This window comes from Anaerotruncus sp. DFI.9.16, assembly GCF_024461615.1.
Lineage (GTDB): Bacteria > Bacillota > Clostridia > Oscillospirales > Ruminococcaceae > Anaerotruncus > Anaerotruncus massiliensis.
On the sequence record NZ_JANFZX010000013.1, the window covers coordinates 19995 to 41953 of the forward strand.

The following is a 21959-nucleotide window of genomic DNA, read 5'->3' on the forward strand; positions in this document are numbered from 1 at the left end:
GCTTTGAGGGGCCCGGGGGACTTTCTCGAAAGCGTGTCCCTGCCGCCCCGGGCACGGGCCGCGTGCGCGGTGGGGCGGGGAGGCCGGCCTGATAAAGCTTTGAGGGGCCCGGGGGACTTTCTCGAAAGTCCCCCGGATCAGCCGCCCAGAAAGCCGCCGTCGACCTTTAGCACTTGTCCCGTAATGAACCGTGCTTTCCCGCCGCATAAAAAGACGACGGCGTCCGCGACCTCCTCGGGGGAGCCGATGCGGCAGAGGGGCGTTTCGCCGCACAGCGCGGCGAGGGTCTCGGGGGAGAGATTGGCGTTCATCTCGGTGTCGATGACGCCGGGGGCGACGCAGTTGACGGTGACGCCCGAGGGGCCGACCTCCTGCGCGAGCGCCCGGGTGAAGCCGATGACGGCGGCCTTGGAGGCGGAGTAGTGCACCTCGCAGGACGCGCCGGAGATCCCCCAGATGGAGGAGATGTTGACGATGCGGCCGCTGTGGCGGCGGAGCATGCCGGGCAGGACGCAGCGGCAGGTATGGAACACGCCGCCCGCGTTGACGGAAAGCATCCGGTCCCAGTCGGCGGCGGTGAGGTCGGTAAAGAGCTTCTGCTGGGCGATGCCCGCGTTGTTGACCAGCGCGTCGATGTGGCCGAAGCGTTTTTCGGCGGCGGCGGCCATCGCCTCGACGGCGGCGGGGTCGGCGACGTCGGCGCGGTAGAGCTCCGCGTCGCAGCCGAGGGCGGAGAGCTCGTCCAAAAGCGAGCGGGCCGCGGCCTCGTTTTTGTGCCAGCAGGCCGCGACGGCATAGCCCTCCCGCGCGAAGGCGAGGGCGCACGCCCGGCCGATGCCGCGGGACGCGCCGGTAATCAGGACGGTCTTCATAAAGCCTCCACGGGATGTCAACGCCCCCGTCCTGCGGGCGGGGGCGTCCGTAATGTTCTAATCGTTCAGGTAGCTTTTGACCAGCATCTGGAGCAGCTCGTCGCGGTCGATTTTCCGGATGAGGCTGCGGGCGTTGTTGTGGGTCGTGATATAAGTCGGGTCCTCCGACAGGATGTATCCCACAATCTGGTTGATCGGGTTATAGCCCTTCTGGCGGAGCGCGTCATAGACCTCCGTCAGGATTTCCTTCATCTGCTGTTCCTTATCCTCATGGATCGAAAAGGATATCGTCGGCTCGTGCATGACATCACCCCTCCCTCTTACTGACCATTTTACAACAATTTTCGCCTTATGGCAAGGCGTAAACTGTATATTTCTCATATTGTATGACTTTGCCCGCGCAAATATACCGCTGAAAAAGCCCCGGTAAAACCAGGGCTTTTTTGATGCTTGGATTCAGCTGCGGATTTCGACGCCGAGGTTTGCGAGCGATTTGAGCACCCGCTTGATGGCGGCGTCGGCCTCCTCGTCGGTGAGGGTGCGGTCGTCGGCACGCATCGTGAGGGAATAGGCGACGCTCTTTTTGCCCTCGGCGACCTGCGCGCCGCGGTAGACGTCGAAGAGGCTGACCTCCTCGAGCACCTTGCCGACCGCCTCGCGGATCGCCTTTTCGAGCGCGGCGACGGGCAGCTCGTCGTCGCAGATGAGCGCGAGGTCGCGGGTCGCGGCGGGGAAGCGGGGCAGCGGCTTGTAGCCGCGCTCGGGCGCGACGTTTTCAAACAGCACCGCCTCGTCGAGGCAGGCGATATAGGCGCGCGCGCCGATCTGGTAATTCTGGCAGATTGCCGGGTGCACCTCGCCGATCATGCCGAGCTTTTGGCCGTTCACGGTGATTTCGGCGCAGCGGCCGGGATGGTAGGTGGGATCGTCGGAGACGGCGGCATATTCCGCGCCCTCGACGCCCGCCGCGGAGAGCAGCGTTTCGACGACGCCCTTGAGGGTGAAGAAGTCGTGTCCCTCGCCGTAGGCGCCGATCGTGACGCAGGCGCGCTCGTCGGGCAGCTCGCGTCCCTCGACGGGGAGGTAGACGTTGCCGATCTCATAGAGGGCGGCGGCTTTGTTGCGGTTGTTGTAGTTGCGGGAGAGCACCTCGAGCATCGAGGGGACGGTCGTGGTGCGCATGACGCTGGTGTCCTCGCCGAGCGGGTTCTGGATGACGACGCATTTGCGGTAATCGCTGTCCGCCGGAAGCCCGATCTTGTCGTAGTATTTGGGGCTGATGAAGGAGTAGGTCGCGACCTCGTAAAGCCCCTGTGCGAGCAGGGTGCGGCCGAGAAGCTGCCCGAACTTCTGGATGGGGGTGTAGCGGCCGTTGGCGGTGCCGCGGATGGCGGTGACGGGGATCTTGTCGTAGCCGTAGAACCGCGCGACCTCCTCAGCGAGGTCGGCCTTGTGCGCGAGGTCGGCGCGGAAGGTGGGCGGGATGACGAATTCGCCGTCGATCCTGCATTCGAGGCGGGTAAGGATGCGGTGCATCTCCTCGACCGGTACCTCGATGCCGAGGAAGCTGTTGATCCAGTCGGGCTCCAGCTTGATGCGGCGTTCGGTATGGTCGGAGTTGTCCACGTCGATCATGCCGCCGACGACCTCGCCCGCGCCGAGCAGCTCGACGAGCTCGCAGGCGCGTTCGACCGCCGGGATGGTGGTGGCGGGGTCGAGCTGCTTTTCAAAGCGGCCGGACGCCTCGGTGCGCATGCCGAGCTTTTTGGCGGTGGTGCGCACCGACGGGCCGTTGAAGCAGGCCGACTCGAAGACGATCATGTTGGTGTCGTCCATGATGCCGCTGTATTCGCCGCCCATGACGCCCGCGACGGCGGAGGGCTTCTTCGCGTCCGCGATGACGAGCATCTCGGGGGAGAGGACGCGGTCGACCCCGTCGAGGGTCATGATCGTCTCGCCCGGCTTGGCGTTGCGGACGACGATCTTGCCGCCCTCGACGTATTTATAGTCGAACGCGTGCATCGGCTGGCCGTATTCGAGCATGACGTAGTTGGTGATGTCGACGATGTTGTTGATGGGGCGCACGCCCGAGGCGCGCAGCCGCTCCCGCATCCAGCGGGGGGAGGGGGAAATCTTGATGTTCTTGACCATCCGCGCCGTGTAGCGGGGGCAGAGGGCGGGGGCGAGCACCTCGATCGAGAGGTGGTTTTTAATGTCGTCGACGGTCGCTTTGACCGCGGGCGCCTTGAGGTCGAGGGGCTTTCCGAAGGTGACGGCCGCCTCGCGCGCGAGCCCGGTGACCGAGAGGCAGTCGGGGCGGTTGGAGGTGATCTCGAACTCGACGCACACGTCGTCGAGCCCGATCGCCGACTGGATGTCCTGCCCCGGCTTCATGTCCGGTTCCTCCAGGATGAAGATGCCGTCCTCGACCGCGTAGGGGAAGTCGTGGGTTGTGAGGCCCAGCTCGGAAAGGGAGCAGAGCATCCCGCAGGATTCGACGCCGCGCAGCTTGCCCTTTTTGATGTGGACGCCGCCCGGCAGCCAGGAGTCGTGCAGGGCAGCGGGCACGTAGTCGCCCTGCCGGACGTTCTGCGCGCCGGTGACGATCTGCACGGGGGCTCCCGCGCCCACGTCCACCTGGCAGATAAACATGTGGTCGCTGTCGGGGTGGCGGACGATCTCGTCGACCCGGCCGACCACGACGTTTTTGATCTCCGCGCCCTCGCGCTCCCAGCCCTCGACCTTGGAACCGGACATGGTCATCGCTTCGGAGAACTCGTGGGGCGTGATATTGCCGACGTCGACATAGTCGGCCAGCCATTTCATGGACAGATTCATGATAAGTTACCCTCCCTTAGAATTGGTTGAGGAACCGCAGGTCGTTCTCGTAGAAGAGGCGCAGGTCGTCGATGCCGTAGCGGCGCATGACGATCCGCTCAAGCCCCATGCCGAACGCGAAGCCGCTGTATTCCTCGGGGTCGATGTTGCAGATGGAGAGCACTTTGGGATGCACCATGCCGCAGCCGAGGATCTCGATCCAGCCCTCGCCCTTGCAGAGGCGGCAGCCCTCGCCGTGGCAGGCGAAGCACTGGAAATCCATCTCCGCGGACGGCTCCGTGAAGGGGAAGTGGTGGGGCCGAAAGCGCACGACCGCCTCCTCGCCGTAGAGCCGCTTTGCGAACATCTCCAGCGTGCCCTTGAGGTCGGCCATCGTGACGCCGCGGTCGACCACGAGCCCCTCGATCTGGTGGAAGAGGGGGGAGTGGGTCGCGTCCACCGCGTCGGAGCGGTAGACCCGTCCGGGCGCGATGACGCGGATGGGGGGCTTCTGCTTTTCCATCGTGCGCACCTGCACCGGGGAGGTCTGGGTGCGCAGCAGGACGTTGTCGCTGATGTAGAAGGTGTCCTGCGTGTCGCGCGCCGGGTGGTCCTTCGGGATGTTGAGCGCCTCGAAGTTGTAGTAGTCGGTCTCGACCTCCGGGCCCTCGGCCACCGAGAAGCCCATGCCGAGGAAGATCTCCTTGACCTCTTCGAGCACCTTGGTCAGCGGGTGGAGCTTGCCGAGCGGCGCGGCCCTGCCGGGCATCGTCACGTCGAGCTTTTCGAGCGCGAGCTTCTGGTCGAGCAGGGCCGCCTTGACCGCGGCGGTGCGCTCCTCGACGAGCGCCTCGATGCCCGAACGCACCTCGTTGGCGAGCTGCCCGACCTTCGGGCGCTCCTCGGCCGAGAGCTTGCCCATCTGCTTGAGGATGGCGGTGAGCTCCCCCTTCTTGCCGAGGTATTTGACCCGCAGGTCGTCGAGCGCCTTGAGGTCGCCGGCCTGCGCCAGCGCCTCGGCCGCCTGCTGTCTGATCTGTTGCAGCGCGTTTAACATTGTATTTCATCCTTCCCTGTGATACTGCAAAATAAAAAGGCCGTCCGTCCGCAAAGGGACGAACGGCCGTGACGCCAGTCCGTGGTACCACCCAAATTCCCAATACAAAGAGTATTGGACACTTCTGCGCTTTTTAACGGGGCGAACCGTCGCCGCCTACCGCCCCGGGGGGTTTGAGCGGCGCCGCTCACGGGTGAACTTCACGCAGACGCTTCCCGCGGTCCGTTTTCAGCCGGCGGCGGACCTCTCTGTTGCGGCGCGGATGCGCTACTCTCCCGATCTCAGCGTTATTCGATTAACCATCATCTTAGCATGATTGCTCCGGATTTGCAAGGGCTTTTTGAGATTTTTCTCCTCACAGGAGCATCCCGTCCTCGCCGTCCTCGCAGCCGCACTCGTCGTTGTCGAGGATTTCGCCGACCCGCAGGCGGCGGGCGAGCTTCATCTCCTCCACCTGCTTGTGGATGAGCTCCTTGACCCCGCGGGGCTCGCGGATGTTCTTGAGCAGCAGCCTGGGCAGCGACTTGTCCGACGACTGCACGAGCACCGACCCAACCCGGAAGATCCGCTGCCACAGGCTGATGGTGAGGCTGATGTCCCGCACACGGTAGAGGATGACCTCCTCCTGCCGGGTGTTCAAAAGTCCCGTCTCGAGAAAGAGCCGGTCCTCCGACATCGAATATTTCGTAAAGGTGATCGGCAGTCCGCAGATGCGTTTGCGGTCCTTCCAGACCACGGCGGGTTCGGAGATTCGTTCAGCGGCCATGACAGGGCTCCTTTCTTTCGCGCAGCGCGCCCGATGGGTCCATCATAACACCCCGCCGCGAAAAACGCAAGAAGGGCAAAAAGGGGGGAGCGGCTTTGCCGCTCCCCCCTCGGGTCGATCGGTTCAGGAGACCATGATCGCCATCACCATCAGGATATAGACGGCGAAATAGGCCACCACGCAGCCCACGGCGGCGATGACGACGATGGCGCGGTTGGTGCGCCCCGCGCGGGCGATCGTCTCGGTGTAGCGGCGGTCGTCGAGCGTGCCCTGCGCCGCGAGCATTCCCTCACGGACGCGGGTGACCTTTTTGACCGCGTGCCGCAGGTAGAAGCGGTTGGCGAAGAGGGAGAAGACGACGCCCACGGCGAGCAGGAAATAGCGCATGTACTCCATCGCGGCGTAGGCCCACAGGTGCTGGGTGGGCTGGAACTCGCTGATGAACTCAAACATGCTCGCCCCGGCGTAGATGTCGTTCATGTGGTCGAGGGCGAAATGGACCGCCTCGGGCATGACGAAGAGGGTGGGGATCTGCGCGAGCAGGGTGATGCCCAGCAGGATGAGCCCCACCGAATACATCTTGCGGTAGAAAAAGTAGAAAAAGTTGAAGAAAAGCGCGCAGAAGTTGAAAGAAACGGGCTTCCCCTGGGAAATCTGTTTAAAGCGGGGGAGGAAGTAGCCGGAGTTCTCCCCGACATAGAGCGCGAGATCCCGCGCCGACACCCCGTCGATCTCCTCCGAGGGGTTGAGCCCGCCGAAGGCCGCGCTGTAAGGATTCTGCGCGGGCGGCGCGGCGGCATAGGGCTGTCCGCCGAAGGGGGAGAAGGGCTGTCCCTGCTGGGGCTGGGGCTGGCCCTGGGTGCCGCGGTGCAGCGGCGCGCCGCACACCTGGCAGAAAAGGCCGGTGGAGGGATTGCCGGCGCCGCACGCCGGGCAGGCGGTCCCGCCCGCGGAGCCACCGGGGGCCTGCCCGGGGGTCTGCTGCTCGTGCGGCGGCTCCCAGGCATGTCCCTTGATATGCAGGTCGTTCAGCGCGCAGTGCCCGAGCTGCTGGTAGCACGTCCGATGGTGGGGCGCGCCGCAGACCGGGCACACGACGATGTCGTCGTCCTCCGTAAAGCGTTTGTTGCAGACGGGGCACTTTACGCCCGTATAGTTCGCCAAAAAATCAACCCCTGAATCATAAATCCATAAATAGTGCTTTCTGAATACCCATGATACAGACAATCCCCTGAAAATTCAAGAGCGTAATTGTGAACTTTTCGTGCGAACGGCTTTTCCACGGGGTTTTGCGCCGGAACCGCTTTACTTTCCCGGGAAAAAATACTATAATATTATTTCTGAGAATGACAAATGCTAGTGGAATGGAGTTGCCGATATGCTGCAATTTGAGGAGCTGCGCCTGCGGCTGGAGGGCCGCCGTGAGGAACTGGACGATCTCGCCCAGGCGATCGGATACGAGGGCCTCAAGCGCAAGCTCGCCGAACTGGAGGAGCAGACGACCGCGCCGGGCTTCTGGAACGATGTGGAACGCTCGCAGAAGAACCAGGTGGAAACCGCCCGCGTCAAGGGAAAGATCGAGGGCTGGGACAGGCTTGACGCCCTCTACGGGGACACCCTCACCCTCATCGAGCTCGCGGACGAGGAGGAGGACGAATCGGTCTACGAGGAGGCGCTCGCGGACGCCGAGAGGTTTGAGCAGGACCTCGAGACCCAGAAGCTCGCCACCCTGCTGACGGGCGAATACGACGTGAACAACGCGATCATGACCTTCCATGCGGGCGCGGGCGGCACCGAGGCGCAGGACTGGGCCCAGATGCTCTACCGCATGTACACCCGCTGGGCCGAGCGCCACGGCTATACCTATAAAATCCTCGACTATCTCGACGGCGACGAGGCGGGTCTCAAGAGCGCGTCGATCATGATCGAGGGGGAGAACGCCTACGGCTTCATGCGCTCGGAGGCGGGCGTGCACCGGCTGGTGCGCATCTCGCCCTTCGACGCGTCCGGCCGCCGGCACACCTCCTTCGCCTCGGTGGAGGTGCTGCCCGAGCTGCCCGACGACAACACCGTCGAGATCGACCCCGAGGACATCAAGATGGAGGTCTTCCGCTCCTCCGGCGCGGGCGGCCAGCACATCAACAAGACCTCCTCGGCGGTCCGCCTCATCCACATCCCGACCGGGATCGTCGTCTCCTGCCAGAACGAGCGCAGCCAGTTCCAGAACCGCGACATGTGCATGAAGATGCTCACCGCCAAGCTCGTCGAGATCAAGGAGCGGGAGCATCTGGCCAACATCAACGAGATCAAGGGGGAGCAGATGCAGATCGCCTGGGGCAGCCAGATCCGCTCCTACGTCTTCATGCCCTACACCCTCGCCAAGGATCACCGCACCGGCTTTGAAATGGGCAACATCAACGCCGTGATGGACGGCGACATCGACGGGTTTATCAACGCGTACCTCAAGGCCGCGAGCCTGGGGACGCTCGGACAGGTGGACTGAGAATAGCATTGAGGAGAGAATCTTATATGTGGGCTGTCTACGCGGTCGGTTCGGCGGTCTTCGCGGCGCTGACCTCCATCCTTGCCAAGATCGGCATCGAAAACGTCAATTCCAACCTTGCCACCGCCATCCGCACGGTGGTCGTGCTTCTACTCGCGTGGGGGATGGTCTTCCTCACCGGCTCCCAGCACGGCATCCGCGACATCTCCCAGCGCAGCATGCTCTTCCTCATCCTTTCGGGGCTCGCCACCGGCGCCTCGTGGATGTGCTATTACAAGGCCATTCAGATCGGCGAGGTCTCCAAGGTGGTCCCCATCGACAAGTTCAGCCTCGTGATTACGATCGTGATGGCCTTCATCTTCCTGCACGAGGCGGTCAGCGTCAAATCGGTCATCGGCGCGGTGCTCATCACCGGCGGCACCCTTTTGATGGTGCTCTGATCCTGGAAAATGCCGCCCTCGGGCGGCATTTTTGCTCTCCTCCACCCCCGGCGGGGCTTTAGATTTACCGCGCGCCTGTTTGCGGCCGCGGTTTTTTATCGCGCCCCTCCGGTGCGCTCCCAACGGTGGAAACGGAAGGTGCGGCGAGCTTGCCGGGCAGGAGCGTGCGGGGAAGGGCCGCCGACCCTCCGCCCGGAGCGCCTGACAGGAAAAAGCGGCCGCCAAAGGCGGCCGCTTTTGCGGATCTGGTCAGGTGTTTTCCCGGCGCCACGCGGCGATCTGGGCCATGCGTTCCCGAACGCGGGCCTCGGAGCCCTGCGCGGTCGGGCGGTAATAGCTGCGCCCGGCGAGGGAGTCGGGCAGGCACTGCATGTTGGTGAGCTTATCCTCGCTGTCGTGCGCGTACTGGTAGCCCTCGCCGTAGTGGAGCTCCTTCATGAGGCGGGTGGGGGCGTTGCGGATCTGGAGGGGCACCGGCTCGGCCAGCATCTTCTGCGCGTCCTTTTTGGCGCTCTCATACGCCAGGTAGAGGGCGTTGGATTTGGGCGCGAGGGAGAGGTAGACGACCGCGTGGGTGAGGTTGACGCTGCATTCCGGCATGCCGATGAAATGGCTTGCCTGGTAGGCGGCCACGGCGATCTCGAGGGCGCGGCTGTCCGCCATGCCGACGTCCTCCGACGCGAAGCGGATGAGCCGCCGCGCGACATAGAGCGGGTCCTCGCCCGCCTCGAGCATCCTAGAAAGCCAGTAGACGGCGGCGTCGGGGTCGCTGTTGCGCATCGACTTGTGCAGCGCGGAAATGATGTTGTAGTGCTCCTCGCCGTTTTTGTCGTAGAGCAGGGATTTCTTGCTGATGCACTGCTCGACCGTCCCGCTCGTCACCGTGACCTTCCCGTCCCGCCGCTCGCCGTTGAGCACGACCATTTCGAGGGTGCTCAGCGCGACCCGCGCGTCCCCGTTGGCGAAGGCGGCGACCATCCGCAGCAGCTCGTCGGGGAAGTTGACCTCCTGCCCGCCGAAGCCGCGCGGGTCGGAGAGGGCGCGGCGCAGGAGGGAAAAGAGGTCCTCCTCCGAAAGCGCCTGGAGGACAAAGACCTTGCAGCGGGAGAGCAGCGCCGAGTTGACCTCGAAGGAGGGATTCTCGGTGGTCGCCCCGATGAGCACGATGCTCCCGCGCTCGACGAAGGGCAGGAAGGCGTCCTGCTGGGCCTTGTTGAAGCGGTGGATCTCGTCGACGAAAAGGATCGTCCGGTCGCCCATCCGCCGCCCGGTTTCGGCGCGCGCCATGACCTCCTTGATCTCCTTGATGCCGCTGGTCACGGCGGAAAAATCGATGAATTCCGCCTGGGTTCTGTGCGCGATGATCCGCGCGAGGGTGGTTTTGCCCACGCCGGGCGGCCCCCAGAAGATCATCGAGGAGACCCGGTCGCTCTCGATGAGCTGGCGCAGGACCTTGCCCTCGCCGAGCAGGTGCCGCTGCCCCGCGAATTCCTCGAGGGTTTCGGGGCGCAGGCGGCTGGCCAGAGGGGCCTCGGGATCCCGGCTTTCAAAGAGGGACTGCTGACGCATACGATCACCGCCTTTTCCTTAGTATAGCCCTTTCGCGCCGGTTTGAAAAGAGGTTACGAAAAGCCCCGTCCGTTTCCGGGCGGGGCTTTTCGCTGTCTGTGTGAGAAGGTAGAGTAGGAGTTTGTCGTAATTACGCGCCCTGCGCGGGAGTCTCGGTGGCTTTGCGCTCCTTGAGGAGCATGTTCAGGACGATGTTGAGCAGGACGCCGGAAACCACCGCGATGAAGACGTTGTTGTTGACGAACATCTTCAGGAACGGATGGAAGGAGGCAGCCCACTCGGCGCCGGTGGTGGAGAAGAAGACGGGCATCATGACGCCCAGTCCGATCGTGGTGCCGGCGATGAGGTTGCCGCGGACGTCGCGGGTCTCGGATATGACGACGTCGATTCCGGAGAACATGATCATGCTCGCGGAGATGAGGAAGACGGCGCCGACGATCGGGCGCGGAATGCAGGCGAGCAGCATGGCGAGCTTCGGCGACAGGCCGTAAAGCAGGAACATGACGGCTGCGACGCGGGTGACGCGGCGGGAAGCCACGCCGGTGGCGGCGAGGATGCCGATGTTCTGGGTGTAGCTGGTGACAGGCAGCGCGCCGAGCAGGCCGCTGCACATGCAGCCGAGGCCTTCCGCGAAGATGCCCTTATTGATGTGCTTGACGCGGTAAACCTGGTCGCAGACGGCGCAGGTCGCGGCGTAGTCGCCGATCGACTCGAACATCGAGCCGATGTAGCCGGTGAAGCCGGCGAGGATGGCGGCGAAGGTAAACACGACAGGAGAACCGGCCGCGCTGGGAATGCCCTCAAAGTTGCGGAAGGGGAAGATGGTCGGCAGAGCGAACCAATCCTCCGCGAAAACCTTGCCCCAGTCGAAGATCCCGACGATCGACGAGATGACGACGCCGATGACGAGGACCGAGATGAGGACGAAGCCCTGGGAGAGCAGACCCTTGCCCCTGAACTTGAGGAAGAGGGCGAAGAGGAAGGCGACCGCCGCGAGGATCAGGAAGATCGGCTCGTGAGAGGAGAAGATCCAGCCTGCGGCGATTTTGCACGCGACGAAACCGATGGTCGCGACGACCGAGCCGGTGACGACGGGCGGGATGAATTTACGCAGTCTGCCGAGCACGCGGGAGAAGCCGATGACGGCCTCGAGCGCGCCGCCGACGAGGACCGCGCCCCACATTGCGGGGAAGCCGTAGGTGGCGGTGACGCCGCCCATGGCGGTCAGAACGGAAGAGGACGGACCCTGGACGATCGGCAGACGGTTGCCGATGGTGGTCTGGATCAGGGTGCCGATACCCATTGCGAGGAAGCAGGTCTTGATCATGACCGGCACGACGGTGTCGGGCAGACCCGCGAGGGAGACGAACATGCCGGCCCAAATGAAGGGGGTAAAATCGACGAGGGTGATCTGCCAGGCAAAGAAGAGGGTCTGCCACCAGCTCTTGGGGTTCTCCTCCACGCCAATGGATACCTTGACGGTACTGTCGGGCTGTGTCTCAAAAATGGGCTGTTCCGGATTGTACATAAGCCGACTTCCTTTCCTGAAATTAGAGAAAGGACGACGCGAAAAAACGTTTTCATTCCCGCGGCGCCCTTGCCTCTGCTGTCTTAATAGGCGAAGCGGATGGGTTTGTCAAACCTTTTTCCGGTGTCTCAGAGCAGCGCCGCCTTGCGCTCAAAGGAGGCGATGACCTTTCCGTGGCGCAGAATATAGGGGCGGGACGCGCGGGTGCGCAGCGCCTCCTGGATATTGTCCGCGTCGAGGATGTTGAGGTCCGCGTCGTTGCCGACCTCGATCCCGTACTTGGCGTCGGGGTCGAAGATGCGCATCGAGTTGGTGGTCAGCATGTCGAAAATGGTCTTCGCGGTGCCGGGGGTGTTGTACTGCGCGGTATAAGCGCCCACCAGACCGTAGTCGAGCGGATCGCCGGTGCCATAGAGGTGGAAGCCGTCGCAGATCGTGTCCTGCGCGGTGGCGACGTTGATTCCCATCTCTACCATCTCACGGATTCTGGTGACGCCGCGGGTGCGGGGCTCGGCGTCGATGCCCATGATCGCAAGCACCTGGGTGTTGGTGCAGATGTTCATTCCGGCCTCTTTGATGAGCTTCATAACCTTGATCGCGTGAGACTGGTTCTGGTAGGTGATTGAGGTGCAGTGGCCGCCGGTGACGCGGGGACCCCAGCCCTTCTGGAGGGTGAGCCAGGCGGTGTATTCCAGGGAACGGTCGAACATGTCCTTCGACTGGTCGATGTGCATGTCGATGGGGACGTTGTACTTTTCGGCGATCTCAAAGACGAGGTCGACGTGTTTGCGGGCGAGCTCGGGGAGCCACTCGGCAGCGGGCATGCCGCCGGCGATGTCGCAACCCATCTCCATGGCTTCCCACATGAGCTTCTCGGTGCCCTCGTTGGCGTAGATGCCCTCCTGCGGGAAGGCGATGACCTGGAGGTCGCAGATGTCCTTGGTCGCTTCCTTCGCGGCGAGGACGCCCTCGAGGCCGACGAGGTTGGCCATATTGTCGATGTCGACGTTGGTGCGCAGCTTGGTGGTGCCGAACATGACGCACTCGCGGATCGCGCGCTCGGCGCGGGATTTGACTTCCTCAACGGTGTAATGGCGCTTGAAGTCGTGCATGATATGGATGGAGTCCTCCAGCGTTTCGACCGTGCTCTCACGGCCCTGAAGCGCCGTGTAAGCCTTGTCGAAATGCATGTGCGTGTTGACGAACGTGGGGGCGGCGAGCATGCCGCGGGCGTCGATCACTTCGCAGTTCTCGATCCCTTCGGCGCGGATTTCCGGTTTGATCTCGAGATACTTTCCGTCGTCTCCGATCAGGATATCGGACATTCCACGCCCCACAATGTTCGCATTGCGGATGAGCAGCATAAGGGTTCCTCCTCAAATCGATTTTTCAGCGGTCTCAGGGCCGCTTTTCTACTTCATCATAGCAAGATGACGGGGGGCTGTCAAATAATTTTCTGTGAAAATTGCACTTAAAATTTGTAAAATTCAGCCGATTTTTAATAAATGTGTACACATGTTTGCGTAAACAAGAAAACAAAATCGAAAAAATCTACCAGTTTCGTGGTGAATTTGTAAAAGTTCGACGGGTCCGCGCGGTCAAAACGGCGAAATTTCGGCCGGGGGGCGTTTCGGCACAACTCCCAAATTGACAATGCGCGCGTGAGAGATTATGCTAAAAGTATGATTTGTGTAGTTTCCACGAAGGAGGCGGCTGTATGGTAACGATCCGTGAGGTCGCGCGGGAAAGCGGCGTTTCCGCGGCGACGGTTTCGCACGTGCTCAACGGGACCCGGCGCGTGGAGCCGGAGACCGCGGCGCGGGTGCGCGCGGCGATTGAAAAGCTCGGATACCGCCCGCTGCGGGAATACGACCGTTACGGCCTGCGGGGGATCCGGCTGGCCGGGTTTTTCGCCCACGGCACGGGGATGTGCGCCTGTGCGGACTTCTTCGGCCTGCTGGAGCAGCGGCTGGCGGAGCATAAGATCCAGCTGGTGCTCATCGCGGCGCCGGAGACGATCCCGGACGGGGAGCTCCGCGCGCTCCAGCGGTTTCACCGGCTGAGCTTCTGCGTCGTGCACACCTCGGTGCGGGTCCCGCCGGCCAGGCGGGAGGCGCCCCCCCTATGAGGTGCCGACCGTCTTCCTCAGCAGCACGCCGCCCCCGGCGGGAAATTCCTGCGCCGTCTCCTTCGATTACCGGCAGGCGGTGCGGATGGCGCTTTCCCACCTGATCAGCCGGGGACATCGGGAGATCACCATTCTCACGAGCATCCACAACATCGACGTCACCGAGGAGATCCGCGCGGGCGCGCGGGCCCTCTTTGCCGACCGGGGGCTGGAGTACTGGCCCTCCCGATTTTTAAACATCGCGCGGGCCGTGGAGGAGGGGAACGAGGCCGCCCAGGCGGCGGTGGACGCGCATTTCGCGCGCCATCCGGGCCTGACGGCGGTGGTCGCCGCCGGGACGTGGGCGACGGTGCACGCCGCCGCGAGCCTGCGCAGGCACGGGCTGGATTACCCGAGAGACGTCTCGCTCGTGGCGATGGACGGGCTCTACGCGATGGAGGAGAGCCGTCCCGACCTGACGCGGGTGGATCTCGGCGCGCCCCAGCTGGCCGACGCGGTCGTCCGGGCGCTGATCAATGAGCGGATGGACGAGAGCCGCACGCTGCTGCTCCCCTCCTTCCTGCCGGGCGGCAGCACCCGGTCGCTCGCACGCGCGCCGTCGGGCGGGCCCGCGGCGCGCCCCGAACTGCTCGAGCTTTCGGAGGACGAGCTCGGGCGCATCCGTTCCCACCGCTTTACCGCCTGCATCGCGCTCGACGGCGCGGGCACGATGTTCTCGGAGCTCGTGCTGCAGGGGGTGCGGGAATCGCTGGCCAGCCTCGACATGACGCTGCTCGAGGTGGCGGAGGCGAAAGGGAGCGTCAGCATGCGGGACATGCAGCTCCAGGAGCTCGCGCGGCTCGCCCCAGACGCGATCATCAGCTTTTCCAACGACCAGACGGCGCTGCGCGACCGGTTCCTCGCGCTGTCGGCCGAGCGTTCCAAGCTGATTCTCGGCGTGGACGTGCCGCCCGACCTGCCGGAATACGCCTACGCCACCTGTGTGGCGACCAACGAGACGGAGAAGGGGCGGCTGGCCGGAAGGCTGCTCGCCTCCGAAATGATCCGGCGGGGAAAGCGCAAGATCGGCTTCGTCTGCAACGCGGACATCAACTTCACCGCGCGCCAGCGGGACATGTCCGCGATCGGCACGGTGACGGAGGACTTCCCCCAGTTGGACATCGTCTTCCGCAAGGACTTCATCCGGGAGCAAAACGCGTTGTCGGTGGTGCGGGACGCGCTGGAGGCCCACCCCGAGACGGAGGGGCTTTACATCTTCAGCGCGGACGCGACCCTCACGGCGCAGAAATATCTGCAGTCGATCGGCCGTGAGGATATCCTGCTCGTCACCACCCAGATCAACGACGAGATCGCGCGCCTCTTCCTCATGAACCAGAACGTCATCGGCATCGTCTCGTCTCAGGCGTACGAGATGGGCCGCTACCTAGGCCTCGCCGCCGCGAGCAGCCTGCTCGGCAAGCACCTGCCCTCCTACGTCGTCGTGGAGCCGGTGCTGATCACGGCCGGCAACCTCGAAAAATCGTGGGTGCGCACGGCGCGCCGCCGCCCGCCCACGAAGAAATAGAAAACACCCGGGCCCCCCGCCCCCCCCGCGGGGCCCGGGTGTTTTATGCGGCTGTGGGAAAAACTCCAAAAACAAGGTAAGCGCCGGGAGAAATTCCCGGCGCTTTCGCGCGTTCTAGAGCTGCTCGGCAAGAGGGAAGGCGAGCGTCCCGAGCGCCCCTTCGCCGTCGAAGGGGAGGGGCCGGGGCGGGCCCGCCGCCGTGAGGGCGGGGTTCTCCCGCGCTTCGGGGAGCAGCGCCTCCGACGCCCACAGCGTTTCGATGTGCGCCGTGTCCTCGATGAGCACGGCGCGGAACGGCCCGGCGGCGCCGCAGGTGTGCAGGCAGGCGAGCAGGGCGGAGCGGTCGTCGGGCATCACACAGGGCATCCGCATGCCCGCCGGGTCGCGGCAGGTCAGCCCGTTCACGTAGATCGGCGTGAAGTCGATCTTGCCCCGCAGCCGCTCGGTGATGAAGTCGGCGTTGCCCATGCCCGCCGCGTTGCCCGCCGAGTGGGCGGTCAAATCGAGCACCGCGAGGCGCGCGGCGTGCGGCGGGCCGACGCCGAGCTGCACCGAGCGCCCGGTGACGTTCGGGTCCATGCCCGCGCCGCTCAGTTCCTTGCCCATCCGGCGCACAAAGAGCGCGTCGAGCGGGTCGAAGGGGATGCGCGGCATGAGGGCTTTGGCCTGTTCAAGCAGTTCGGGCTCCCGCAGGGGAATCCGCTCCGCAGGGATCGCCTCCACGACGCGCAGCCGGTGGCAGGCGTTCTCCACGAGCGCCACCCCGAAGGCGACGCGCGCGTTTTGCAGGATGACCCGCCCGCACTCCCAGATGTTTTCCGCCATATGGGAGAAGCCCGCGCTGTGGCAGAGGTCCGCGCCGTACCGCTTGCCGAGTCCGACGACGAGCATCTTCATGACGCCGCTTTCCACCAGGCCGCGAAAGTCGGTGTGGGGCTTCACGCGGCCGACAGGCACGATCCAGTCGGCTTCGGCCGCGAGCCGGTCGATGCGCACGGGGACGCCGTCCGCCCGGCGGCCGACCTCCACCGTGTCCATGCAGGAGCGCACCGGCGCGCCCACCGTCTCTTCGGTGACGCCGTAGCGGGCGAGCAGCGCGCGCTGCCCCTCCGCGGTCGCGCCCCCGTGGCTGCCCATCGCGGGCACGAGGAAGGGGAGGGCTCCGCGCGACCGCACCGCTTCGGCCAGGGCGCGCAGAATCTCAGGGAGCCGGTCGATCTGCCGGCTGCCCGCCGTGAGGGCCACCGTGTCCCCCGGGCGAAGGCGTTCGAGCACGCCCGCTTCGCAAAGGGTGCGGCGCACCGCCTCCCCGGCGTCGGGGACCTCCGCGCGGTCAAACCGCTGGCGCAGGGGGAAAAAGCGGGGGAGCGCGGTCCCCCGCAGGATCTCGCCGTAGACGTCCATGCCGTTCCTCCGTTTCGGTAAAAAAATCCCCGCCGCGGCCGCGGCGGGGACGGGTTCGTTCAGGATTCCTTTTCCTGCACGATCGCTTCCATGTCCTCGAGGGAGTTTTCGATGTGCTCGGTCATCAACGCGACGCCCGCCTCGACGTCGCGCTTTTCAAACGCGCCGATCAGGGCCTCGTGGGTGGTGATCGCATGGTCGGCGTTGTCGGGCAGCAGGTAGGTCTGCACGCGGTAATCCACGATGCATTCCGCGATGATCTTTTCCATCCGGATGAGCAGCTCGTTGCCGCTCGCCTCGGCGATCTTGTGGTGGAGCTCCTCGTCGTAGAAGGCCATCTTGACATAGTTGCGTGCCTTGGCGCTCTGCATGAAGAGATCGTGGATCACCCGCAGCTGTTCGAGCTGCCGGTCGCTGATCCGCTGGATGGCAAGCCGCGTGGTCATCGTCTCGATGCCCATGCGCACCTCCATGATGCTCGTCAGGCGCTGGCCGTGCTCCTTAAACCAGCAGGCCACGCAGCTGTCGTCGGTGCGCTCGCTGGGGACCCCCTTGAAATAGGCACCCTTGCCGCGCTTGACGTCGATCATGTCGATGGCCTGCATCATCCGGTAGGCCTCACGCGCGGTCGAACGCCCCACGCCGTACATCTCGCAGATTTCCTTTTCCGTGGGCATCTTGTCGCCCACGGCGACGTTTTGTTCAACGATGTAGTCCTTCAGGTTGTTGATCACCTGATCGACAATCGAAATCCGTTCGATCGGTTTCATCGTTCCCACCACCTTCATCGCGCTCGCCGCCTCCCGCCGTCCGTTCCTGTCCTATCATCCGACAACCGGGAGGGGGTTCATCCGCCTCCATTATAACACCCGCATTGCCTTTCATCAAGCCTCGGCAGGGAAATTGTGGCTATTTCATGACGCGCGCGAACTCCCTGCGGATCTGCCGCTGGAGCCCGGGCTCATCGATGCCCACGTTGGTGAAGATAAAGTCGAGGACCGCTTCGAGGGTTTCTTCGGTCGGCTCGATGCCCAGGTCGGAGATGCAGGTCGGGGTGCCGAGCTCCTTCAGGAAGCGGATGTTCTTTTCGATGTATTCCTCCGAGTAGCCGTTGACCGCGAGCTGCACCGGGATGCCCGCCGAGACGATCTCGCCGTGCAGGAGCCTGGCGCGCTGGGGCTTATAGAGCTTGCTCACCGCGTCGTAGAGGCCGTGTGCGATCGCGAGCTGCTTGCTGCCGCTTGAAAGCTGGGAGGTGAGCCCGGTCAGCGCGAGGTTGGTGAAGAGGATGTCGTCGACGACCGGGGTGAGGCGCTTGGCCGCCACATCGCGCACGCTTTCGGCCGCGTCGGCAAAGTACTTCTCGGTGTTCGACTTGGCCACCTGGAGCGCCGAGACGGGCATGATCGTGATGTCCCAGCCCTTGACGAAGCGGATGCTGAAGTCGATCTCGGGGTATTTGGCCATCGCGTCCGCGATGCCCGCCGCGAGCATCCGCGAGGGGGAGCGGCGGGAGAGCAGGTCGGTGTCGACCAGCACGGCGCCCACCGGCTGGCTGCAGTATTCGTTGCAGTCGGGCGTTCCGGTGTCGTCATATTTGATGCAGACGGTCGCGTAGCAGGCGCAGGTCGCCGCCGTCGTCGGCACCGTGACGACCCGCACGCCCAGCCGGTCAGCCGCGAGCTTGGAGGCGTCCATGCATTTGCCGCCGCCCACGCCGATGACCAGTTTCGCGCCGTATGTACGCGCGTCGGCGACGATTGAACCGACCGTCGTCTCGCTGCAGAAGCCGGAGAAGGGGTGGACCTTGTACTCCACGCCGGATTCCCGCAGGCCCTTTTCCACGTCGGGTCCCGCGATCTCCCACGCGGTGCGCCCCGCGACGACGAGCGCCCGGTCGGCGAACAGCTTCGCCTCGCGGCCCGTCAGCGCCGCCGCGCCCGGGGTCTGGATGTATCTGCCGGCACCGAGGATGATCTGGGCTCCGTCTCTCATTGAAACCAACTCCTTTTATTGTTTGCTATCCGGGCTGAGCCCGAACACCTGAATGGCCGTTTTGGAAAAGATCTGTTCGAGCGCCGCCTCGCTTTTGACGGCGCGGCGGTATTTGAGCAGCTCCCCGGCGGCCTGGACCGGCACGTCGGTGGAGAACATCAGCTTGTCGGGGGGCAGCTCCGCGAGAAAGCCCTCGATCCCCTCGATGCCGACGCCGCTCGGTTCGAGCCAGACGTGGTCGAACGCCTTCGCGAGCTGGAGCGCCTGAACGGTGAAGAAATCGGAGCCCGCGTGGGCGATCACCGTTTTGACGCCGGGGAAGTCGCGTACGAGGGGGTAGAGGCGGGCGGGGTCCGCGAAGGGGATCCCCATGCCGGTGTGCACCATGACCGGAATGCCGAGGGAGCGGGCCGTCTCGTAGACGGTGCGCGCGTCGCGGCTCATGAGGTCGACCGCGTGGCCATTGGGGGTCAGCTTGACGCCGACGAACCCGAGCTCCCGCACACAGCGGCGGACCTCCTCATAGTAGTCCTCCGGCGTGTAGTGGGGGCTGAGGGAGGCCATGCCCCAGAAGCGCCCCGGATGGGCGAGGCAGAGGCGGCGGATGCGGTCGTGGGCTTCGCGGGCGTCGGCCAGGTAGGGGCGGGTGATGCAGGGCTGGACGATGCCGCCGTCGATGCCGTTCTCCGAGAAGGTGCGCAGCAGGAGCTCTTCGGTCACTTCAAAGTCGTAGACGCAGTCGCGTCCGAGATGGCAGTGGGCGTCGAGTATCATAGGCGTCCTCCATTGTAAATGGTTGGATATAAGGTTGTCTGATATCTGCACCCATTATAGCAACGCGCAAATGGCGTGTCAAGGGGGTAAAATGTATTCTATCGACAAAAAATATCCACTAATTTTAATGATTTACGACAAATCTTCCGAATGGTGATTGACATGCCTTTGCAGCATGAATATAATGGAGGCAAGATGTCAGATAACATTATAACCCGATAAGCAATGCGGGGCGCTGATGTCAAACAGAATTTAGGAGGAACGCAGCATGACGAGAAAAGAGTTTTCCGAGAAATACGGGCAGATTCTCCTGCCCCTGGTGACCCCCTTCGACGAGAAGGAAGAGATCGACTACAAGGTCTATGAGGATCTGATCGAATACCTCATCAAAAACGACCTGTGCGACTCCCTCATCGTCACCGGCACCACCGGCGAGGCGAGCCTCTGCACCTTCGACGAGCGCGTCAAGCTCATGGAGACCGCCGTCCGCGTCAGCGCCGGCCGCAAACCCGTGATCGCCGGCACCGGCTGCGCCTCCACCAAGGAGACCGTCGCCCTCACCAAAAAGGCCGAGGAGCTCGGCATCGACCTGTGCATGGTCGTCTGCCCCTTCTACAACAAACCCACCCAGCCGGGCGTTTACAACCACTATAAGACGATTGCCGAGAGCGTCGGCGTCAACATCCTGCTCTACAACATCCCCATCTTCGTCGGCATCAACATCGACGCCCCCACCGTCCATGAGCTCGCCAAGATCCCCAACATCATCGGCATCAAGGACGAGGCGGGCATCAACCCGACCCAGGTCACCGACTACTTCCTCGCCACCGAGGACGTCAACCCCGAGTTCGTCATCTTCAACGGCGACGACATCATGCTGCTGCCCACCATCGTGCAGGGCGCCATGGGCATCGTTTCGGGCGGCGCGCACATCTTCGGACACGAGATCCGCGCGATCATGCAGGCGTTCGCCGCCGGCGAAAACGAGAAGGCCAAGGAGCTCTTCGTCCCGCTCTACCGCTTCTGCAAGAGCTGCGGACAGAACGGCCGCATCCTGCCCAACTCGATCATGCGCCCGGCCATCGAGCTCGTGACCGGCATCAAGGTCGGCCCCGCCAGAAGCCCGCTCGCCCCCATCACCGACGAGGAGAAAGCGGTCCTCGTGGACGTGCTGAAACAGGTCGGCAAGCTCTCCTGATCCGATGTGATTTTGGCCCCGCGGAGGCGGGGCTGTGGAAAGAGAACAAGTAACGGGAGGAAAGAAAATGAAAAAGCATCTTGCAATCCTACTGGCAGTGATGATGGTGGCGGCCATGCTGGGCGCCTGCGGCGACACCGCGGCGGCCCCCGCCGCCCCGAGCCAGGACGCGGCCCCCGCCGCCCCCGCCGAGCCCGCCCCCGAGGGCGACGCCGCTCCCGCCACCGACGGCGAAATCCTCATCGGCCTGAGCTGCGCGCTCACCGGAAACTTCCCGCTGGCAGGCCAGCGCACCCGCGAGGGCGTCGACCTGGCGCTCGAGGAGATCAACGCGGGCGGCGGCGTGCTGGGCAAGAAGCTCGTCTATACAATCGAGGACGACCAGAACACCCAGACCACCGCGGTCAACGTCGTCACCAAAATCCTCACCCAGGACGTCGCGGCGGTCATCGGCCCGCACACGAGCGGCAACGCCATGGCGACCAACGAGCTCTATAAGAACGCGCAGGTGGCCTTTCTGACCGGCGGCACGAGCCCCAAGCTCGAGGAGGCCGGCAACCCGTACATGTTCCGCTGCCGTCCCGCTGACACGATCAACGGACAGGTTGCCGCCAAGTTCGCGATCGAGAAGCTCGGCGCCACCAAGATCGGCATCTCCTTCAACAACAACGACTTCGGCACCGGCGGCCGCGACGTCATCATCGCCTACCTGGAAGAGGCGGGCGTGCCCTACGTCGCCGTCGGCCACAACGCGGGCGACAAGGACCTCACCGGCCAGATCATGCAGCTCAAGAGCGAGAACGTCGACTGCATCATCTCCTGGACCGACGACGCGGAGGTCGCCCTGACCGCCCGCCAGCTCTATGAGCTGGGCGTCGAAGTCCCGGTCATCGCTTCCGCCGGCGTCGTCATGGACCAGGTGCTCAACCTGCTCGAACCCGAATATGTCGAGGGCTGGTACTCGGTCACCGACTTCGTCTCCACGAGCAACGACCAGATCACCGCGGACTTCACCAAAAAGTTCACCGATAAGTACGGCTACGCCCCCGAGCTCTATGCCGCGACCTACTACAGCGCGACCTACGTGCTCGCCGACGCGATCGAGCGCGCCGGTTCCGACGACCCGCAGGCGGTTCGCGACGCGCTCGCGGCCACCGAAGGCCTCACCCTCCCCGAGGGCAGCTACAAGTGCGACGACAAGGGCAACCTGCTCCACGGCTGCGTCATCGCGCAGATCCTCGACAAGGTGCCCACGATGGTCGAGTACGTCGACCTCAACAGCTGACCGGACCATGTGAACCTCTCCCACGCGCCGGGGGCGCTGCGCGGGGCCGCCAGGCGGCG

At 64.1% G+C, this 21959-nt stretch carries 19 protein-coding genes and 1 other annotated feature; of the genes, 6 read left to right on the forward strand and 13 right to left on the reverse strand.

Annotation, left to right across the window (positions count from 1 at the left end; translation table 11 throughout):
- Positions 1-137: 137 nt before the first annotated feature.
- From ymfI to NE609_RS07445, 6 genes are all read right to left on the reverse strand, one after another.
- On the reverse strand, positions 138-872 hold the full coding sequence (gene ymfI / locus NE609_RS07420; RefSeq protein ID WP_101551347.1) for an elongation factor P 5-aminopentanone reductase: 735 nt from the start codon (positions 870-872) through the stop codon (positions 138-140).
- A 57-nt stretch (positions 873-929) separates the two neighbouring features.
- On the reverse strand, positions 930-1175 hold the full coding sequence (locus NE609_RS07425; RefSeq protein ID WP_101551345.1) for an IreB family regulatory phosphoprotein: 246 nt from the start codon (positions 1173-1175) through the stop codon (positions 930-932).
- A 153-nt stretch (positions 1176-1328) separates the two neighbouring features.
- On the reverse strand, positions 1329-3710 hold the full coding sequence (pheT, locus tag NE609_RS07430; protein ID WP_256152184.1) for a phenylalanine--tRNA ligase subunit beta: 2382 nt from the start codon (positions 3708-3710) through the stop codon (positions 1329-1331).
- 16 nt (positions 3711-3726) lie between these two features.
- Positions 3727-4746 (reverse strand): phenylalanine--tRNA ligase subunit alpha, encoded by a 1020-nt coding sequence (gene pheS / locus NE609_RS07435; protein ID WP_121585966.1) that lies wholly within the window; start codon positions 4744-4746, stop codon positions 3727-3729.
- Between the two features lie 51 nt (positions 4747-4797).
- Positions 4798-5038, reverse strand: a binding site (T-box leader).
- Positions 5039-5101: 63 nt separating this feature from the next.
- The gene (locus NE609_RS07440; RefSeq protein WP_256152185.1) at positions 5102-5512 is read right to left on the reverse strand and encodes a PH domain-containing protein; all 411 of its coding nucleotides are present in this window, start codon (positions 5510-5512) and stop codon (positions 5102-5104) included.
- Positions 5513-5635: 123 nt separating this feature from the next.
- Positions 5636-6676: an RING finger protein gene (locus tag NE609_RS07445; protein ID WP_147437505.1), complete on the reverse strand. Its 1041-nt coding sequence runs from the start codon at positions 6674-6676 to the stop codon at positions 5636-5638.
- 214 nt (positions 6677-6890) lie between these two features.
- On the opposite strand from NE609_RS07445, the gene prfB reads away from it, so the two are divergent.
- Positions 6891-8015 (forward strand): peptide chain release factor 2, encoded by a 1125-nt coding sequence (gene prfB / locus NE609_RS07450; RefSeq protein WP_121585964.1) that lies wholly within the window; start codon positions 6891-6893, stop codon positions 8013-8015.
- Positions 8016-8041: 26 nt separating this feature from the next.
- Positions 8042-8455, forward strand: a complete 414-nt coding sequence (locus NE609_RS07455; protein ID WP_101551334.1) for an EamA family transporter — start codon at positions 8042-8044, stop codon at positions 8453-8455.
- Between the two features lie 249 nt (positions 8456-8704).
- Here NE609_RS07455 and NE609_RS07460 read toward each other — a convergent pair whose 3' ends face one another.
- The 3 genes from NE609_RS07460 to NE609_RS07470 form a co-directional block, all read right to left on the reverse strand.
- Complete coding sequence (locus tag NE609_RS07460) at positions 8705-10024, reverse strand: replication-associated recombination protein A (RefSeq protein WP_256152186.1); 1320 nt, start codon at positions 10022-10024, stop codon at positions 8705-8707.
- 130 nt (positions 10025-10154) lie between these two features.
- Positions 10155-11552 carry a uracil-xanthine permease family protein gene (locus NE609_RS07465; RefSeq protein ID WP_121585963.1) on the reverse strand — a complete coding sequence of 466 codons (1398 nt, stop codon included), beginning with the start codon at positions 11550-11552 and terminating at the stop codon, positions 10155-10157.
- Between the two features lie 128 nt (positions 11553-11680).
- Positions 11681-12916, reverse strand: a complete 1236-nt coding sequence (locus NE609_RS07470; protein WP_256152187.1) for an amidohydrolase family protein — start codon at positions 12914-12916, stop codon at positions 11681-11683.
- Between the two features lie 353 nt (positions 12917-13269).
- Here NE609_RS07470 and NE609_RS07475 point away from each other — a divergent pair, with 353 nt between their 5' ends.
- Complete coding sequence (locus NE609_RS07475) at positions 13270-13680, forward strand: LacI family DNA-binding transcriptional regulator (protein ID WP_256152188.1); 411 nt, start codon at positions 13270-13272, stop codon at positions 13678-13680.
- Position 13681: 1 nt separating this feature from the next.
- Positions 13682-15244, forward strand: coding sequence for a substrate-binding domain-containing protein (locus tag NE609_RS17795; protein WP_256152189.1), 1563 nt, complete (start codon positions 13682-13684; stop codon positions 15242-15244).
- Positions 15245-15358: 114 nt separating this feature from the next.
- Here NE609_RS17795 and NE609_RS07485 read toward each other — a convergent pair whose 3' ends face one another.
- The 4 genes from NE609_RS07485 to NE609_RS07500 all read right to left on the reverse strand — a co-directional run bounded on the left by NE609_RS07485 (position 15359) and on the right by NE609_RS07500 (position 19417).
- Complete coding sequence (locus NE609_RS07485; protein WP_256152190.1) at positions 15359-16648, reverse strand: lactate racemase domain-containing protein; 1290 nt, start codon at positions 16646-16648, stop codon at positions 15359-15361.
- Between the two features lie 59 nt (positions 16649-16707).
- Positions 16708-17436 carry a FadR/GntR family transcriptional regulator gene (locus tag NE609_RS07490; protein WP_101551321.1) on the reverse strand — a complete coding sequence of 243 codons (729 nt, stop codon included), beginning with the start codon at positions 17434-17436 and terminating at the stop codon, positions 16708-16710.
- A 121-nt stretch (positions 17437-17557) separates the two neighbouring features.
- The gene (locus NE609_RS07495) at positions 17558-18643 is read right to left on the reverse strand and encodes an iron-containing alcohol dehydrogenase family protein (RefSeq protein WP_121585959.1); all 1086 of its coding nucleotides are present in this window, start codon (positions 18641-18643) and stop codon (positions 17558-17560) included.
- A 15-nt stretch (positions 18644-18658) separates the two neighbouring features.
- Positions 18659-19417, reverse strand: coding sequence for an amidohydrolase family protein (locus NE609_RS07500; RefSeq protein WP_121585958.1), 759 nt, complete (start codon positions 19415-19417; stop codon positions 18659-18661).
- Positions 19418-19685: 268 nt separating this feature from the next.
- On the opposite strand from NE609_RS07500, the gene dapA reads away from it, so the two are divergent.
- Both dapA and NE609_RS07510 read left to right on the forward strand, forming a co-directional pair.
- Positions 19686-20615 carry a 4-hydroxy-tetrahydrodipicolinate synthase gene (dapA, locus tag NE609_RS07505; RefSeq protein ID WP_256152191.1) on the forward strand — a complete coding sequence of 310 codons (930 nt, stop codon included), beginning with the start codon at positions 19686-19688 and terminating at the stop codon, positions 20613-20615.
- Positions 20616-20682: 67 nt separating this feature from the next.
- On the forward strand, positions 20683-21900 hold the full coding sequence (locus NE609_RS07510; protein WP_121585956.1) for an ABC transporter substrate-binding protein: 1218 nt from the start codon (positions 20683-20685) through the stop codon (positions 21898-21900).
- Positions 21901-21959: the final 59 nt, after the last annotated feature.